The sequence below is a fragment of the Pseudomonas sp. TAE6080 genome, from assembly GCF_018732265.1.
Lineage (GTDB): Bacteria > Pseudomonadota > Gammaproteobacteria > Pseudomonadales > Pseudomonadaceae > Aquipseudomonas > Aquipseudomonas brenneri.
The window spans coordinates 19,978-35,371 of the sequence record NZ_JAHIDY010000042.1 but is presented as its reverse complement, the minus strand read 5'-3'; the positions used below and the strand labels follow the sequence as shown (position 1 = coordinate 35,371).

17 protein-coding genes are annotated in these 15,394 nt (G+C 61.0%); 10 read left to right on the top strand and 7 right to left on the bottom strand.

Annotation, left to right across the window (positions count from 1 at the left end; all coding sequences use genetic code 11):
* Positions 1 to 124: 124 nt before the first annotated feature.
* From hemN to KL786_RS24360, 3 genes are all read right to left on the bottom strand, one after another.
* A complete protein-coding gene (hemN, locus tag KL786_RS24370; protein WP_252193843.1) occupies positions 125 to 1,510 on the bottom strand; it encodes an oxygen-independent coproporphyrinogen III oxidase in 1,386 nt (461 codons plus the stop codon).
* Positions 1,497 to 2,822 carry an oxygen-independent coproporphyrinogen III oxidase gene (locus tag KL786_RS24365; RefSeq protein ID WP_215519245.1) on the bottom strand — a complete coding sequence of 442 codons (1,326 nt, stop codon included), beginning with the start codon at positions 2,820 to 2,822 and terminating at the stop codon, positions 1,497 to 1,499. The genes hemN and KL786_RS24365 overlap by 14 nt, the downstream gene beginning before the upstream one ends.
* Positions 2,823 to 2,904: 82 nt before the next feature.
* Entirely contained in the window at positions 2,905 to 3,348 is a 444-nt protein-coding gene (locus KL786_RS24360; protein WP_215519244.1) for a CopD family copper resistance protein, read from the bottom strand.
* A gap of 328 nt (positions 3,349 to 3,676) precedes the next feature.
* Here KL786_RS24360 and KL786_RS24355 point away from each other — a divergent pair, with 328 nt between their 5' ends.
* The 3 genes from KL786_RS24355 to KL786_RS24345 all read left to right on the top strand — a co-directional run bounded on the left by KL786_RS24355 (position 3,677) and on the right by KL786_RS24345 (position 5,574).
* Positions 3,677 to 4,282 carry an SCO family protein gene (locus KL786_RS24355; RefSeq protein ID WP_032860942.1) on the top strand — a complete coding sequence of 202 codons (606 nt, stop codon included), beginning with the start codon at positions 3,677 to 3,679 and terminating at the stop codon, positions 4,280 to 4,282.
* Positions 4,282 to 4,752: a copper chaperone PCu(A)C gene (locus tag KL786_RS24350; RefSeq protein WP_215519243.1), complete on the top strand. Its 471-nt coding sequence runs from the start codon at positions 4,282 to 4,284 to the stop codon at positions 4,750 to 4,752. Before KL786_RS24355 ends, KL786_RS24350 begins: the two co-directional genes overlap by 1 nt.
* Positions 4,753 to 5,079: 327 nt before the next feature.
* Positions 5,080 to 5,574 carry an HIT family protein gene (locus tag KL786_RS24345; RefSeq protein ID WP_215519242.1) on the top strand — a complete coding sequence of 165 codons (495 nt, stop codon included), beginning with the start codon at positions 5,080 to 5,082 and terminating at the stop codon, positions 5,572 to 5,574.
* Here the strand turns inward: KL786_RS24345 and KL786_RS24340 are convergent.
* Positions 5,555 to 6,025, bottom strand: a complete 471-nt coding sequence (locus KL786_RS24340; protein WP_215519241.1) for a GNAT family N-acetyltransferase — start codon at positions 6,023 to 6,025, stop codon at positions 5,555 to 5,557. The two genes, KL786_RS24345 and KL786_RS24340, sit on opposite strands and share 20 nt — an antisense overlap.
* A 192-nt stretch (positions 6,026 to 6,217) precedes the next feature.
* On the opposite strand from KL786_RS24340, the gene KL786_RS24335 reads away from it, so the two are divergent.
* Positions 6,218 to 6,550 (top strand): hypothetical protein, encoded by a 333-nt coding sequence (locus KL786_RS24335; protein WP_032860946.1) that lies wholly within the window; start codon positions 6,218 to 6,220, stop codon positions 6,548 to 6,550.
* On the opposite strand, the gene KL786_RS24330 is transcribed toward KL786_RS24335, so the two are convergent.
* Positions 6,543 to 8,156 (bottom strand): ATP-binding response regulator, encoded by a 1,614-nt coding sequence (locus tag KL786_RS24330; protein WP_215519240.1) that lies wholly within the window; start codon positions 8,154 to 8,156, stop codon positions 6,543 to 6,545. The two genes, KL786_RS24335 and KL786_RS24330, sit on opposite strands and share 8 nt — an antisense overlap.
* A 113-nt stretch (positions 8,157 to 8,269) precedes the next feature.
* Between KL786_RS24330 and KL786_RS24325 the strand changes: the two genes are divergently transcribed.
* Both KL786_RS24325 and KL786_RS24320 read left to right on the top strand, forming a co-directional pair.
* Entirely contained in the window at positions 8,270 to 8,872 is a 603-nt protein-coding gene (locus tag KL786_RS24325; protein WP_215519239.1) for a LuxR C-terminal-related transcriptional regulator, read from the top strand.
* A gap of 113 nt (positions 8,873 to 8,985) precedes the next feature.
* Complete coding sequence (locus KL786_RS24320) at positions 8,986 to 9,477, top strand: GNAT family N-acetyltransferase (protein WP_215519238.1); 492 nt, start codon at positions 8,986 to 8,988, stop codon at positions 9,475 to 9,477.
* 14 nt (positions 9,478 to 9,491) lie between these two features.
* Here KL786_RS24320 and KL786_RS24315 read toward each other — a convergent pair whose 3' ends face one another.
* Positions 9,492 to 10,703 (bottom strand): TPM domain-containing protein, encoded by a 1,212-nt coding sequence (locus KL786_RS24315; RefSeq protein ID WP_215519237.1) that lies wholly within the window; start codon positions 10,701 to 10,703, stop codon positions 9,492 to 9,494.
* A 132-nt stretch (positions 10,704 to 10,835) separates the two neighbouring features.
* Here KL786_RS24315 and KL786_RS24310 point away from each other — a divergent pair, with 132 nt between their 5' ends.
* From KL786_RS24310 to KL786_RS24295, 4 genes are all read left to right on the top strand, one after another.
* Positions 10,836 to 11,651 carry an alpha/beta fold hydrolase gene (locus KL786_RS24310; RefSeq protein ID WP_215519236.1) on the top strand — a complete coding sequence of 272 codons (816 nt, stop codon included), beginning with the start codon at positions 10,836 to 10,838 and terminating at the stop codon, positions 11,649 to 11,651.
* Complete coding sequence (locus tag KL786_RS24305) at positions 11,641 to 12,807, top strand: PAS domain-containing sensor histidine kinase (protein WP_215519235.1); 1,167 nt, start codon at positions 11,641 to 11,643, stop codon at positions 12,805 to 12,807. The genes KL786_RS24310 and KL786_RS24305 overlap by 11 nt, the downstream gene beginning before the upstream one ends.
* A 197-nt stretch (positions 12,808 to 13,004) precedes the next feature.
* The gene (locus KL786_RS24300) at positions 13,005 to 13,793 is read left to right on the top strand and encodes a GNAT family N-acetyltransferase (RefSeq protein ID WP_252193842.1); all 789 of its coding nucleotides are present in this window, start codon (positions 13,005 to 13,007) and stop codon (positions 13,791 to 13,793) included.
* 21 nt (positions 13,794 to 13,814) lie between these two features.
* Complete coding sequence (locus KL786_RS24295) at positions 13,815 to 14,933, top strand: acyl-CoA dehydrogenase family protein (protein WP_215519234.1); 1,119 nt, start codon at positions 13,815 to 13,817, stop codon at positions 14,931 to 14,933.
* Between the two features lie 46 nt (positions 14,934 to 14,979).
* Here the strand turns inward: KL786_RS24295 and KL786_RS24290 are convergent, their stop codons facing one another.
* A complete protein-coding gene (locus KL786_RS24290) occupies positions 14,980 to 15,363 on the bottom strand; it encodes a type 1 fimbrial protein (protein ID WP_215519233.1) in 384 nt (127 codons plus the stop codon).
* Between the last annotated feature and the right edge of the window lie 31 nt (positions 15,364 to 15,394).

The window sequence follows — 15,394 nt, the reverse complement described above, 5'->3', positions numbered from 1 at the left end:
ATACCGCTGTAGGAGCGAGCTTGCTCGCGAAGGTCGTCAACGATAACGCGGGTTGCCTGGGTAAACGCGTTGTCGTTAAGTTTTTCGCGAGCAAGCTCGCTCCTACAGTTGGTATTAGCACAGGTCAGACCGTGCGGGAAAACTGGCCCTTCTGCTGCCCGCCCAAGTACGCATCAAACGCCATCGCCACGCTGCGCACCATCAATTGCCCCTGGGGCAGCAGTTGCACGGCATCGTCCTGGATATGCAGCAAACCATCCGCCACTTGCTCATCGAGGCGCGACAGGGCCTGAGCGAAGTACTCGGTAAACTGGATCGCGTGCCCCGCCTCGACCCCGGCAAAGTCAATACGCCCGTGGCACATCAGGCCGTTGATCACGTCGCGACGCAGCACGTCATCCGCGTTCAGGCGGTAGCCGCGCTGCACCGGCAACAAGCCGGCGTCGATACGTGCGTAGTACTGGGACAACTCCTTGACGCTCTGGCTGTAGCTGTCGCCCACCTTGCCGATGGCCGAGACACCGAGCCCGATCAGGTCGCAATCGGCATGGGTCGAGTAGCCCTGGAAATTACGCTGCAAGGTGCCATTGGCCCGGGCCAGGGCCAGTTCATCGTCGGGCAAGGCAAAGTGATCCATGCCGATATACACATAACCGGCCTCGGTCAGCCGGCGAATGGTCAACTCCAGCAATTCCAGCTTGCGCTCCGGCGGTGGCATGTCTTCGGGGCGAATCATGCGCTGGGCACGGATTTGTGTCGGCAGGTGCGCGTAGCTGTAGGCCGCCACGCGGTCGGGACGCAAGGCAATCAGCTTGCCCAGGGTCACGTCGAAACTGGCCACGGTCTGCAACGGCAGGCCATAGATCAGATCTACGCTGATCGACTTGAACCGCGCCTCACGCGCCGCCGAGACCAGTTGCACGATCTGCTCTTCGCTCTGCACACGGTTGACTGCCGCCTGCACATCCGCATCAAAGTCCTGCACGCCAAAACTCAGGCGATTGAAACCCAGCCCGCGCAAGTTGTGGATCCGCTCGACACTGATGGTGCGCGGGTCCACTTCAATGGAAAACTCATGGCGATCACTGGTATCCAGGCTGAACCCTTGGGCCAGGCAGTCCATCAACTCGGCCAGTTGCCCATCGTCCAGGTAGGTCGGCGTACCGCCCCCCAGGTGCAACTGGGTCAGCGGCCGCGTGCGGTCGAACAGCGCCGCCTGCATCTGGATTTCACGCTTGAGGTAGCTCAGGTATTCCACCGCGCGGTGGGTCTTGCGCGTGATGATCTTGTGGCAGCCGCAGTAGTAGCAAAGGCTCTGGCAGAACGGGACGTGGATATACACCGACAACGCCTTGGGCGCCACCGCGTGGTTGCTGGCCGCGACCGCCTGTTGGTAATCGTCCAGGGCAAAGGCTGAGTGAAACTGCGGCGCAGTCGGGTACGAGGTGTAGCGCGGCCCCGGGCGGTCGTATTTCTGCACCAGGGCCCGGTTGAACTCAAACGCTTTCATGGTCGATGGTCTCATCGTTGGAGCAAGGAGGGACAGCACTGGCGGCCCGGTCAAACAGCGCGCAGAGGGCTTCGACCCGGTGCCGGCCAGCCGGCAGCACACAGAGGAAACGCTCGGACAAGTCGATCAGGCCGTCCTGGTGCAGATGCTCCAGCAGCGGCCAGATCGCCGAGAAATAGCGGGGAAAAATCACCCCATAGCGGCGCTCCAGGGCCTGGATATCCAGCTCCAGGTCACAGGCCAGGCGCTCCATGACATGCTGGCGGATCTGGTCGCCCGCCTCACAGCGCCAGCCGCGGGCGGTGGGCAACAGGTCGTTGTCCAACTGCTGCCGATAGCGCGCCAGGTCGTCGGTGTTTTGCGCATACAAGGTGTCGAGTTGGCTGATCGCGCCCAGGCCAAAGCCGATATGGTCGCAGTAGCCGTGACGGGTAAACCCCTGGCAATTGCGACTCAGGTGCCCGCGCTCCTGGGCCAGTGCCAGGTCATCGTCGGGGCGTACGAACTGGCCCAGGCCAATGTAGTGATAACCGGCGGTTTCCAGGCGCAGGAAAGCGATGCGACGCATGCCACATTTGTCCGCATTCGACGACAGCGCACGCCGTGGCTGCTGCTGGTAGCGCCGTGGGGCCTGGGCATAGTCGAACACTTGCAGGCGGTCCGGCTCCAGGGCGATCAGGCTGGCCAGCTTGGCTTCAAAGCTGTCGCAGGTCTGCCAGGCGTGCCCATAGCCCAGGTCGACATTCACCGAGCGAAAGCCGAAGGTGCGCGCCGCATCGATCAGCGACTGGATCGGCGCCGGGTCCTGATAGCCGGCCACCGATGGCGTGGCCTCGGCATTGGCATCCGGCACGCCGATGTTGATGTGGTTGAACCCCATCTCGCGCAGCAGGCCCATGGTCGCCCAGTCGGTATGCAGTGGGTCGAGATCGAGGCTGTAGTCACCCTGGTCGTGCTCAAGAAAGTGCAGGCGGCTGCGCAGGTGCGCCATCAAGCGTTGCAGGTCGGCAATCGCCGGTGTGGCGCCGCCCAGATGGAATTGATCCACCGGTTGCCGACCGCCCACATGGCAACCGACCAGGTGGATCTCCTGCTCCAGCGCGCCCAGGTAATCATCGGCCACCAGGCCAGCCGGCCATTGCAGGTTCAGCGCCAGGGGCCGTTGCCGCTGGCGGCTGCTGCGCAAGGCGCGCAGCAGGTCGAGGGAGCCGATGCCCGAGTGAAATCTGCCGATATCTACCTGACCCTGGTCCAGCACGCTTTGGTCACGGCGCAGGCGCCACTCGCGGGCGGGATGAATGACAGTGAGCATGACGGCCTCCGGGTCTGGCTACGGTGGGTCATTGTGCGGTGCGACCGGACAGCGCACCTTGATATGCATCAAGCGCCGACGATTACCAGGTGATGTAGAACATGCCCTTGGCCAGCAACACAATGGCGACCATATGGCAGAACAGGCTCAGATGGACAAAGCGCAGATAGGCCGCGCTGACCCGCCCACGGCGCATCAACCACACCGTCAGCAAAAAATGCATCAGCACACTGGCGGCCAGGATCAGCTTGAGGGTCAGCAACGCGCCGAATGCCGAACTCGACGGCGCGGCCAGCACCGGCAGGTAGCGCAGCCAGACCATGCCGATGCCGGCGCCGAACAGTACCAGCAGCACCCACGGCATCAAGGCCCTGGCCCGGCGACCAATGCCCTGCTCCACCAGCAACATGACGCGGGCCGGCAGTTGCTTGTGCACACTGGCGAGGATCAACACTTCAAAGAACACCGTGCCGATGAAAATCAGCGCGGCGAACAGATGGGCCAGCAGGAACAGGAGATAGAGCATCAGAGCCTCACGGTGGCCGGTCCTTGTACCGTGACTGTGCCCTACAGCGAGCAAGCGCTGCCTTGATGCGGGTCAAGGGCCCTGATAATCGTTGATACATTTGCCCCAAGCCTTGTGCGGCGGGCCTTTGCCGATGTCTGCGACAGTGTGCCACAGACGCAATCACCCCCTTGGCTGGTAAGGTGGCCACCGCCCCTGTGGCAGAACGTCGCAGATTATCAAGCGTGATCAAGATCGGTAGACTATTCACTCTTCCTGCTCACCGCTTTTCAAAGCCTGACTGACCTGTTATGCGCAGCCGTCAGGCGCTTCACGGGACGCCCCTTTCATGAGTACGTTATTCACCCGTCGCAAGGTCCTTACCGGTATGGGCCTGCTGGGCCTGGGCCTGTTGAGCGGCTGCGACACCGGCCCCAAGCTGAACTTCAAGTACGGCAAGGACCTGAGCAACAAGATCATGGGCCGCACGTTCAAGCTCAAGAACACGGCCGGCGAAACCGTGACCCTGACCTCGTTCCGCGGCCTGATGCCGGTGGTGTTCTTCGGTTTCACCCAGTGCCCGGCTGTGTGCCCTACCACCCTGGCGCGCATGGCCCAGGCCAAGAAGCTGATGGGCCGCGACGGCGAAATCATGCAGGTGATCTTCATCACCCTGGACCCGGAACGCGACACGCCCCAGGTGCTCGACGCCTACGTCAAGGCCTTCGACCCCAGCTTCGAAGCACTCTACGGCACCCCGGAAGAAATCGCCGTGGCCGCCAAGGAGTTCGGGATCTTTTATGAAAAGATCCCCGCCGGCGACACCTATACCCTGTCCCACACCGCCACCAGTTTTGTGTTCGACACCCGCAGCAACCTGCGCCTGGGCCTGTCGGCATCCCTTAACGCCAAAGAGTGCGCAGAAGACCTGCTCACCGTCATGGAGGTCTGCTAATGACTGCTGTCCAAACCCTCAAGCGCATCGCCCTCGGTCTTTCCCTGCTGGGCCTTGCCGCCCACGCCAGCGCCCAGGTCCAGATCAGCGACGCCTGGGCCCGCGCCACCGTGCCGGGCCAGCATTCGAGCGGGGCGTTCATGACCCTGACCGCCGACAGCGACAGCAAGCTGCTCAGCGTCAAGTCGCCGGTGGCCAAGGATGTGCAGATTCATGAGATGAGCATGAAGGACGACGTCATGCGCATGGGCCCGGTGGACGCCGTGGCCCTGCCGGCCGGCCAGGCGGTGAAGCTCGATCCCGAGGGTTATCACGTGATGCTCATGGGCCTGACGGGCCAGATCAAGGAAGGTGACCAGGTGCCGCTGACCCTGACCGTGGAAAATGCCAAGGGCGAGAAGCAGGACATTCAGGTCCAGGCCCCTGCCCGCAGCCTGGGCAGCGCTGACGGCGAGCACATGCATCACTGATCCGCAGGGGCGCCCAAGATCAAAAGCAGAGCCAAAGCGCGGAGCTGCATCCCCCTGTGGGAGCTGGCTTGCCTGCGATGGCGTCAGTAAGACCGCCGCAGGGTGTCAGGTATTCCTCCGTCATCGTTAGCGACCATCGCAGGCAAGCCAGCTCCCACAGGGAACGCGTACGCTTCAACGATCAGGTCGGCTGTCAGACCGCCTTGCTTTGTTTGTGATTTTAGGCCCCCCCCCGCCAACCTGATAACTAATCCCTGCCGTCAGCACCGATGGGATCCAGGATTTGCCCTTGGTATCCTGCCGGTCCGACCTGCCAGGTGCCCAACCATGCACATTGCCCCATCCCATATCCTCCACGAAACCGAGCACTGGCTGCTCAACCATCACTTGGCCTCGGCCCTGCCCGGTTATTTGATGCTGGGGGCCAAGATGCCGATCAGCTCACTGCCTGACCTGCCGGACGCGGCCCTGGCGGAACTGGGCGGCCTGCTGGCGAAAACCCAGCGGGTGATGCAAGCGCAACTGCAACCCAAATGGCTGTATATCAGCCGCTTTGGGCATATGCCCGGCTTCCCGTTGCACTTTCATTTGATCCCGGTCTATGACTGGGTCGAGACCCTGTTCTGGCAGGATGAACGCTACCGGGTCCTGCAAAACTTCGGCGCTGGCAGCTCCGGGCAATCGTTGACGGATGGGGCTGAACTCACTCTGTTTATCTGGCGCGAATTCGGTGAGAACCCGACGCCGCCAGCCACTGCCGGGCTCTCGGTACCGACAGTGATTGAGCGCCTGCGTGAAGCGTTCAAGGGGACAGGCGCTTGACCATCGGGATACACGCCAGATCCAGCCCCGTGGGCGAATGATAGATGGACTGCTCGCAGCCTTCGTAACCCCGGCTGCGATAGAACTGCGCGGCATTCAAGGTTGCATCCAGCACCACCTGCGCAATCCCCAACTCCAGCGCCACCTGCTCCAGGTGCTCAAGCATCTGCCCGCCAAACCCGCGCCCGGTAAAACCGGGCAGTACAAACAGTGCACCGACTTCCCGATGGTCCGGGTCGAGCATGCCGGTAGCGACCGGCTCACCGTCGACGCAACCCAGGTAGAACGGCTTGTCCATCAGCGCGCTATAGCCGTCCTCCGCCGCGCCACGGGTCCAGGTCAGCATCTGCTCGGCGGTGTAGGCGCCGATGCATTGGCTACGGATCGCCTGCAAGCGGATGTCGAAGGCGATGGGGCCGTCGTCGTGAGTAGCGCGTCTGATGTGCAGCATTCGAATCTCCCTGAATAAACCTGTTTGCAGTGACCTCAAGGTGCCATTAGCACACTTGTGCTAATCGACCCCGCAAGCACCCGGCGCTATATTCCCCGGCAACCCCAATGCTCCCCGCCAGCACGTCGAACCCGCCGTGCAAGGGATCGTTGTGCGTTGAAAAAACCAAAACAACCCCAAGGAAGAAGCGCCATGAAACTGCACTCCCCTGTCACCCGCCTTGCCCTGCTGGGCGCCCTGATGATCGGCGTTGCCGGTTGCAGCAATATCAAGCCCACCGAAGACCATCTCAAGACCCTCTCGGAAACCAACCTCGGCGAGCCGGTCAAGCGTGTTTCCAATGTTCGCAGCGACTCCATGACCACCTATTACATCGCCAGCACCGCGTCCGGCGACTACAACTGCTCCGTGCCCAGCGGTGCCAGCGGCGGGATGTTTGCCGTGGCCAGCTTCGGCTTGATGAAACCCGCCGCCTACTGCCAACCCAAGGGTGCCCGTGGCAACCCGCTGATGCCGTTTAACTGACTGCCGCCTGCTGGCTGAGCGCTCGTAGCGTACCCCGCAGCTCAGCGGGGCGCACGGGCTTGGAGAGGATCGCGATCTGGCGATCATGCAATGCCGCCTGGATCTTCTCTACGTCGTGCCCGGTGAGGATCAGCGCCGGCACCGCCCAACCGCGTTGCTGGCGCAGATGGTCGATGCACTCGATACCGGTGGCCTGATTGCCCAGGTCATAGTCGGCGACGATGATGTCGCAATCACTGACCAGGTTGTGCCCTGAGGATTCGGCCTGCACTTCACAGCCCCAGCGTTCCAGCAAGGCCTGGGTGGCCAGCAGCACGTTGTGGTCATCTTCCACCAGGCACACTTTCAACCCGGTCAGCAGTCCAACCTGACGCGCGTCGTCGCGAGCCAGCATCGGCCGGGATGCTACCGCCAGGGGCAAGCCCCGCAGGCTGACGGAGGTGCCACGGCCAACCCGTGAACGCAACACCACGTCCAGCTCCATCAACTGGCCCAGGCGCTTGACGATGGACAACCCCAGGCCGACGCCCTCAACGTCTTTGTCCCGCTGTTGACGCACGCGATAGAACTCTTCAAAGACCTTGGGCAGATGTTCTTCGGCAATCCCCCGCCCCTGGTCATGAATGTCTATCACGACCCCGTCGCCGCGCTTGCGAACACCGATCAGCACCGGGTGCTGGCCGCCATATTTAAAGCAATTGGAAAGCACGTTCTGCACCATGGTCGCCAGCAGTGCCGGGTCGACCCTGACCCAATGGGCGCATGGCCGCAAACGCAGTTCCACCCCGGCCCAACGCGCGGCTTCGGCGTTCTGGCGCACCAGGTCGGCGAGCAACTCGCCCAAGTGAACCGCTTGGTATTTGGGCAGCAGCCGGCCGTTGTCCAAGGTGTAGAGATCAAGGATGGAGCGGAACAACTGCGATACGTTGAGCAGCGAACGGTCGATATTGTCGACCAGGCGCCGCTCTTCATCGCCCAGTCGTGCTTCGCGCAGACACGCGGTAAACAGGCCGATGGAGTGAATGGGCTGGCGCAGATCATGGCTGGCCTGGGCCAGGAAGCGCGACTTTTCCAGATTGGCGGCGATGGCTTCTTCAGACGCCTTGCGCGTGCGCTCCAGCAACAGGTGGGCGTAGATCGGGATCACCGTGCTGGTGATCATCAGCATCAACACCATAAACGGTTGTGCCTGCCACAACGGTGTCAGCCGATACACGATCAGCAGCGCCAGCAATGCCAGGCCCGTAGCAATCGCCAAGTAGCGCGAGCCATAGCGCATGCCGTTGCCGAGGTTGACCCAGACCATCACCGCATACAGCGGCAGCGCCGCCTCCCCGCCCACCACCAGGCCGAACGAGGTGCCAGTGTAGTCGTGGATCATCCCGAAAATCCGCCGTGCCGGGTAATGCCCCGGCCAGCGTGCGATTACCTGGCGCAGCACAATCGAGACCAGCAGGAACAGGCCAATATAGATCATCACCGGCACATAGCGCGCCACCGATTGCCCCGGCAGAAAACCCAGCAGGCCGATGTAAACCAGGGCTATGGCGGCAACCACAATGCGCAGGTTAGCTTGGTCCAGTTCGGCGTCTTTCACGAACTTCATGGGCAACGTCCTTGTACGGTCATCGTCATATCTGCACGCCTGGGAGGCAGGCGCTGAGCAGAGTGTTAAAGTAGCACGCCACAGGACAACCTGGCCCCAGGGAGGAGCACCCCATGACATGCCGGATCATTATCGCCGACGATCACCCGATGTTTCGCGAGGGCATGCTGCGTACCGTGCAACGCCTGCTGCCCGAGGCCTGCGTGGAACAGGCGGGCGACCTGGACACGGTGTTGGAAATGCTCAACACCGGCGGCGAAGTCGACACGCTGATCCTCGACCTGCGCTTCCCGGGCCTGACCTGCATCAGCCAGTTGGGCGAGCTGCGCCAGCAACTGCGGCGCACTACGTTGATCGTGGTATCGATGGTCGATGACCCGCAGTTGATCGAACAGGTGATGGCGATGGGCGCCGATGGTTTTATCGGCAAAAACATCGCCCCCGAAGAAATCGGCCAGGCCCTGCTCGCCATTCGCCAGGGCGAGGTGCTGGTCAAGTTCGCACCCTCGGGGCTGTTGCCGCTGGACACCAACACCCTGACCGCGCGCCAGCAAGACGTATTGCGGCTGATCGCCCAAGGCAAGACCAACAAGGAAATCGCCAAGGCCCTGGATATTTCGCCGTTTACCGTGCGCATCCATGTATCGGGATTGCTGAGAAGCCTGAACGTACCATCGCGGGCGGCGGCAGCCGTCAAATACAGCGCGTCCTTGTAGGTGCCGACTTGCCGGCATCTACAGTGGGCGAGTCTTACCTAGGGGATTTTCGTCAGTACACCTCCCCCGCTATCATGCAGCCCCTCGCTCAACCGCCCAGCCCAGGAACCGCCATGCCCACCCTCACCCTACGCAACGCCACCCCGGCAGATGCCAACCGCTGTTACGAGATCGAAGTCAGCGCCTACGAGGGTGATGAAGCCGCAACCCTGGAGAAGATTGCCACGCGTATCGCCCTGTACCCGGAAGGTTTCCTGGTCCTGGAAGTCGACGGTCAGGTCGCAGGCTTTATCAACGGCGGTTGCGCCCACGACGTGGTGATGTCGGACGAGGCCTTCAAGGAATTGATAGGGCACTCGGCAGACGCACCAAATGTGGTGATCATGTCGGTGGTGGTCGACCCGGCGCATCAGGGCAAGGGGTATTCCACGCAATTGATGACAGCATTTGTGCAGCAGATGCGCGTGATGGGCAAGCAAACCATCCACCTGATGTGCAAGCAACAGCATGTGCCGCTGTACACGCGCATGGGCTACCAGTATGTGCAGCCCTCGGCATCAGACCACGGCGGGATGGCGTGGCATGAGATGGTCATGGCGCTCTGAACAGAAGCCGGGCTTCACCAGCTCCCCGAGGCCCCACCACCGCCGCTGGAACCGCCGCCACCGGAAAACCCGCCACCGGAGCTTGAGCTCGAACTGGAGCTTGAGCTTGAGCGATCGCTGGAACTGGAGCCCGATCCCCCCGTACCCTGGCCATAGATGAACAACGCCGCAAACGAGCTGATGGGCAAGGCGAACAGCCAGCCCTCAAGCCCCAGCTCCAGCAAGTAGCCCGCCGCGCCATACACCCCCAGCACCATCACTGACTGCAAGCAGAACCTTGGCGGGCTGTTTTTCCAGGCAGCTTTCATCACCATGAACAGGATCAGGTACAGGCCAAGTACCACCAACCCGGCCATCGGCCATGCCAGCCAGTTGATGAAGGACACTTGCGTCAGGTAGTGATCCACCAGCCCCAGGCCGACGCTGTAGGCAATCAGCCCCAGTACGCAATAGAACACCGCCTTGGCCTGCCACAATGCGCCAAATATAGCCGCAGTGATCGACATGCAAAACGGCAGTGCCAGCATATACAACGGCCAGGCCTTGCCATTGATCGCGGCCAGCGCCGTCAGCAGCACAGTCAACACCAGGGCCGCGATCAGGCCGCGTCGCCAATGCAGCTTGCCCGCGGCCAGCAGCACCCCACCAACAGCGCCGAGGAGCAACGCCAGCAACACCGCAGACTCATCGATCGTCTCCCGGGTGTCGTCTACCGCCGGCAAGTCCTCCCCCTCTACCAGCATGGTCAGGGCATCCACGGCGTGCTGCACACCCGCAGCGTAATTGCCCTGGCGAAACGCCGGGGTCAGCTGCTCCTCGATAATCCGGTGGCTCAACAGGTCCGTGACCACCCCTTCCAGGCCGTAGCCGACTTCAATCCGTACCTTGCGGTCGTCCTTGACCACCAGCAGCAAAATACCGTCGTCGATACCCTTGCGCCCCAGTTTCCAGGCGCGGAACAGTTGGGTGGTGAACGCATCAATATCAGCGTCGCCGGTACTTGGCAGTAGCATCACGGCGATCTGCGCGCCCTTGCGCTGTTCGAGGTCCGCAAGCTGGTTGGTCAGGCGCTGCTGGGTCGCGGCATCCAGGGTATTGGTCAGGTCGATCACCCGCTGGTTCAACGCCACGTTGACCAGTGCCGGTGGCGCCGTTTGCGCCAAGGCCAGTGCGGTGAACACCATGAGTAGCAGGCCCAGGGCCGATTGCCGTAAAAACAGCCGCATACTTTGTTACCTGACGTTTCATCCTGAAGGCACCGACTTTACCCTATCAACACGGTACCTAGTGACCCCATACGGATGACTCTCTAAACTGACGGCAAAACCTCATAGCAACACGCCACTACGAGCGCGCCCATGGACCTTCGACATCGCAACAACGTCAACGTAATGGGCAATGGTTCCTCGACCCTGGTGTTTTCCCATGGTTTTGGTTGCAACCAGGCCATGTGGAATTACCTGCTGCCCTATTTCGTCGAGCGCTTTCGCGTAGTGGTGTATGACCTGGTAGGCGCCGGCCTGTCTGCCCCGGCAGCCTATGACAAGGAAAAATATGCCTGCCTGGGCGGTTACGCCGCCGATCTGAACGAAATCATCGATGAGTTCGCCCATGGCCCGGTGGTGCTGGTAGGCCACTCGGTCAGCGCGATGATCGGCACCCTGGCCGACCGCGCCGCCCCCGGGCGCATCGCCGCCCATGTGATGATCGGCCCATCGCCGTGCTACATCGACACCGGCGACTACGTGGGCGGATTCCAGCCCGCAGACATCCAGTCGTTGCTCGACACCCTCGACAGCAACTACCTGGGCTGGTCCAGCACCATGGCGCCGGTGATCATGGGCGCACCGGGGCAACCGGCCCTCAGTAAAGAACTGACCGACAGCTTCTGCCGCACCGAGCCCGAGATCGCCAAGCAGTTTGCGCGGGTAACGTTCTTGTCGGATAACCGCGCCGACATCGACGGCCTCGCAACCCCCACGCTGATCCTGCAATCGAGCGACGACCTGATCGCACCGGTCTGCGTCGGCGAGTACCTGCACCGAGTGTTGCCCCACAGCACCTACTGCCTGATCGACAACGTGGGCCATTGCCCGCACATGAGCGCGGCGCAGGCCTGTGCGGACGCGATGGATGGCTTTCTGGTGCCATGGACAGTCATCCATGGCCAATGACCCGTTGCCCGAGCCCTTGGCGCTGTTCGACGGCGCTGCCTGCGCGCTGGCCATCACCCGTGAAGACGGCACGATCCTGCGGGTAAACCAGTGTTTCAGCGATTGGCTGGGCATCCCGGTCGCCGAGCTGCACGGGCGGCGCTTCCAGGATTTGTTGACCATGGGCGGGCGGATTTTTCATCAGACCCACCTCGCCCCGTTGATGCAGGTGCAAGGCAGCATCACCGAGGTCAAACTCGACCTGCGCCATCGCGACGGCCACGCCGTGACCATCCTGCTCAATGCCGTCAAGCGCGAACATGCCAGCGGCGTGCGGCATGAACTGGCCCTGTTCGGCACCACCGACCGCGACAAGTACGAACGCGAGCTGCTCAACGCACGCAAGTTGGCCGAAGCCCTGCTGCTGGAAAAAACCGCCGCACAAACCGCACTCCAGCATGCCCAGGCCGAACTCAGCCAGGCCTATATCAAGGCACAGCGCCGGGCGCTGTTTGCCGAGCAAATGGTCGCCATCGTCAGCCATGACCTGAAAAACCCGCTGACCGCGATCAAGATGGCCGCAGACTTTCTCGCCCGTGGCGAGCGCACCGCCAAGGAAACCCAATTGATCGGTCATATCGGTCAATCGTCGGAACGCGCGCAGCGGATGATCGCCGACCTGCTGGACTTCACCCAGGCTCGGGTTGGCGTTGGCATCGGCGTAAGCCCCAGCCCCCTGGACCTGCACGACGTGACCCGGCGCGCGGTGGCTGAGCTGCGGGTGGCTTTCCCCCGCGCCACCCTGGTGCATCGCACCGTCGGGGCTGGCGATGCCTGCCTGGATGGCGACCGCCTGCAGAAAATCATCGGCAACCTGGTGGCCAATAGCGTGGCCTATGGCGACCTGCAACACCCGATCACCATTACCTCGCGACTGGACCACAACGGGGCCAGCCTCTCGGTCCATAACCATGGGCCGGTGATTGCTGACGCGTTGATGAGCGTGCTGTTCGAGCCAATGACCCGAGGCACCGGCCAGGACAGCGAGGTGCGCAGTGTCGGGCTGGGGTTGTTTATCGTGCGGGAAATCGCCAAGGCCCATGGTGGGGATGTGGTGGTGAGCTCCCAGGTGGGCAATGGCACAACGTTCACGGCTTGCTTGCAGGCGGCTCATTGACCGCTCGGATCGCCACCTACTGAATACATTCCAAACGTCTCCCCTGCGCCTTTTTCACATGGACATTAGGCCCTGCCTTATTCTCAGCGCATAGGCTTGCGAGCACTTCAGACTTTCCTTATGCCACAGCCAAAAGTGGCACGTTAGTATTTTGACCGCTATCAGACAGGGTTAAATAAATCTAAAATGGAAGTCGCATGCAATCAATGACACCCCCCAGTGACAGCCATTCACACGCGAACTTGAAACATACAAAGCTGACCATAAGTCTTGCCAGCACACCGCAAGAAATACGTGAAGTACAACGTCTACGCCATAGAGTTTTTACTGAAACTTTCCAGCTTTCCGGCCCCGTCGACTCCGGCGGTTTGAATATTGATGAGTTTGACGACTATTGTGATCACTTAATAGTACGCGACACTCAGACATCATGCGTGGTAGGGACTTATCGTGTGATGAGCCCAACGGCCGCCCAACGTATGGGACGTTATTATTGCGAGCAGGAATTTGACCTGAGTCGCCTGAATCACTTACGACCGCGCATGACCGAAGCGGGACATGCCTGCGTGCACCCAAATTACCGCAGCGGCAGCGTCATCATGCTGTTATGGACGGGGTTGGCCATGTATATGCGACGTGAACACTGCGACTTCCTGGTGGGTTGCGCCAGCGTAAGCCTGGCGGATGGCGGCCAGAATGCCGCAGCGTTGTATCACGCCTTGACCGCGCAAAACTTTGCCCCCAGCGAATATCGCGTGACCCCGCACAATCCATTTCCCGTGCATGAGCGTGAAAGTGGACATATTCCACAGATGCCTCCGCTGTTAAAGGGTTATTTGCGCAGCGGCGCCTGGGTGTGTGGCGAGCCCGCCTGGGATCCTGATTACAATGCAGCTGATTTTTTTATGTTGTTACCACTGTCGAAGTTGGACAGCCGCTATGCGCGTCATTACCTGAAGGCAGATACACCCGCACACTCCTCCTGAACCTTAAAGAACTTAATCGATATGTTATTACAAGAAGAAAGAAACACTGCCTTCACATGGATGCCGGAAATGGCATCTTTTCTTGAAACCGCCTCACTTCTTGATCTTGAGCATGGTGAGTCTCAACGCTTAGCCGACCTATTTCGAAAGTTCGGCCAACCCGCGCTCACCATTGGTAAAGAGCTGGGTGGCGCAGGTGCCAGTGCATTGGACATGGCGCAACTGCACACTTGGGTCGGTGCACATTGTCCGTCCCTGGCAATTATGATGACCATGCATCACCACACTGTCGCCGGAATGATGGCCGCCAGGCATTTCTTCCCCGATATTCAGGGTTTGTTGGCCATGATCGCTCGCGACAACTTATTAGTTGCCTCAGGCTTTGCCGAAGGGCGCACGAATACGCCTATTTTAGCGTCGACAATGGCCGTTGAAAAAACCCTCGGCGGCTACCTCGTCAACGGCAGCAAGAAACCTTGCACCATGACGCATCACTTCGACCTCATCACCTTTGGCGTCAACTGCATGGGTCCTCAAGGCCAGCCCCAAATCGGCATAGGCGTGGGATTTGCTGCAGACCCGAGCATCGAGCGGAAAGAGTTCTGGTCCGTACCGCATTTGCAGGCGGCTGACAGCCATGAAGTCATCTTCAATAACTTGATGGTTCCCGAAGCCATGATGTGTTTCAGCGCAGCCGTCGATGATCAACTCGATGAGGCTCAACAAGGAACCGGCAACCATTTGTTCGCCACCTGGTTTCAACTGCTGGCCAGCGCGTCCTATCTGGGAATGGCATCGGCGTTGGCGTCACGTGCATTGACCGGCAAAAAAGGCTCGCAAGAAGATCGAGCCCTGCTGCTCATCGATCTGCAAGGCGCCACAATGGCCTTGCGCGGCCTGGCAGCGTCGATAGACGACAATCGCTTCTTGCGCAGTGATTTGGCGCGAGCACAGGCAACCCGGTTTGCCATACAGGACGCCGTGAACCGCATTAGCACTCGCGCCTTCGAAATCCTGGGAGGCATGGCCTTCATGTCTTCAGAAGAGGTCGCGTATCTGCTGGTTGCCACTCGTTTGTTGGCATTCCACCCGACCTCCAGACTTGCCAGCACCGCGTTCCTGTGTGAACAGTTGAGCTAGGCCGCAGCCTGCCGGAACCGCGCATCCGGCAAGCCTTCGACTGGCCTTATGGGTAACTCAGCGTCACCAGGTAAGCCCCCGACTGCAGGGGTTTGCCCGCTGCATCGTTCAAGCGGTATTGCCGGTCGAAGTAACGGCCATCACCCGTCGTTTCGGCCACCAGCGTGACCTTGACCGCCGAGTGATCCGGCGCACTGACCGTACGAACCGGCTTGACGCCATAGGCTCCGATGTTGCCCCCAGGTGCAAACATCGGGCAACCACTCAAGGCCAGTGTCGACCCCGCCCCGCCGCCCGCATTGCACGTCGCCTCGACAATACTGCCGCGGAACTGGATAACGCCTTGGGCCACCGTCGTGGCCGCCTGGCCACTGCCACTGACGAGCGCAAGAAACAGGCTGATACCAACTGCCAAACGTTGACTGCTCATATTGAACGCTCCTGGGTATGTACCCATCACG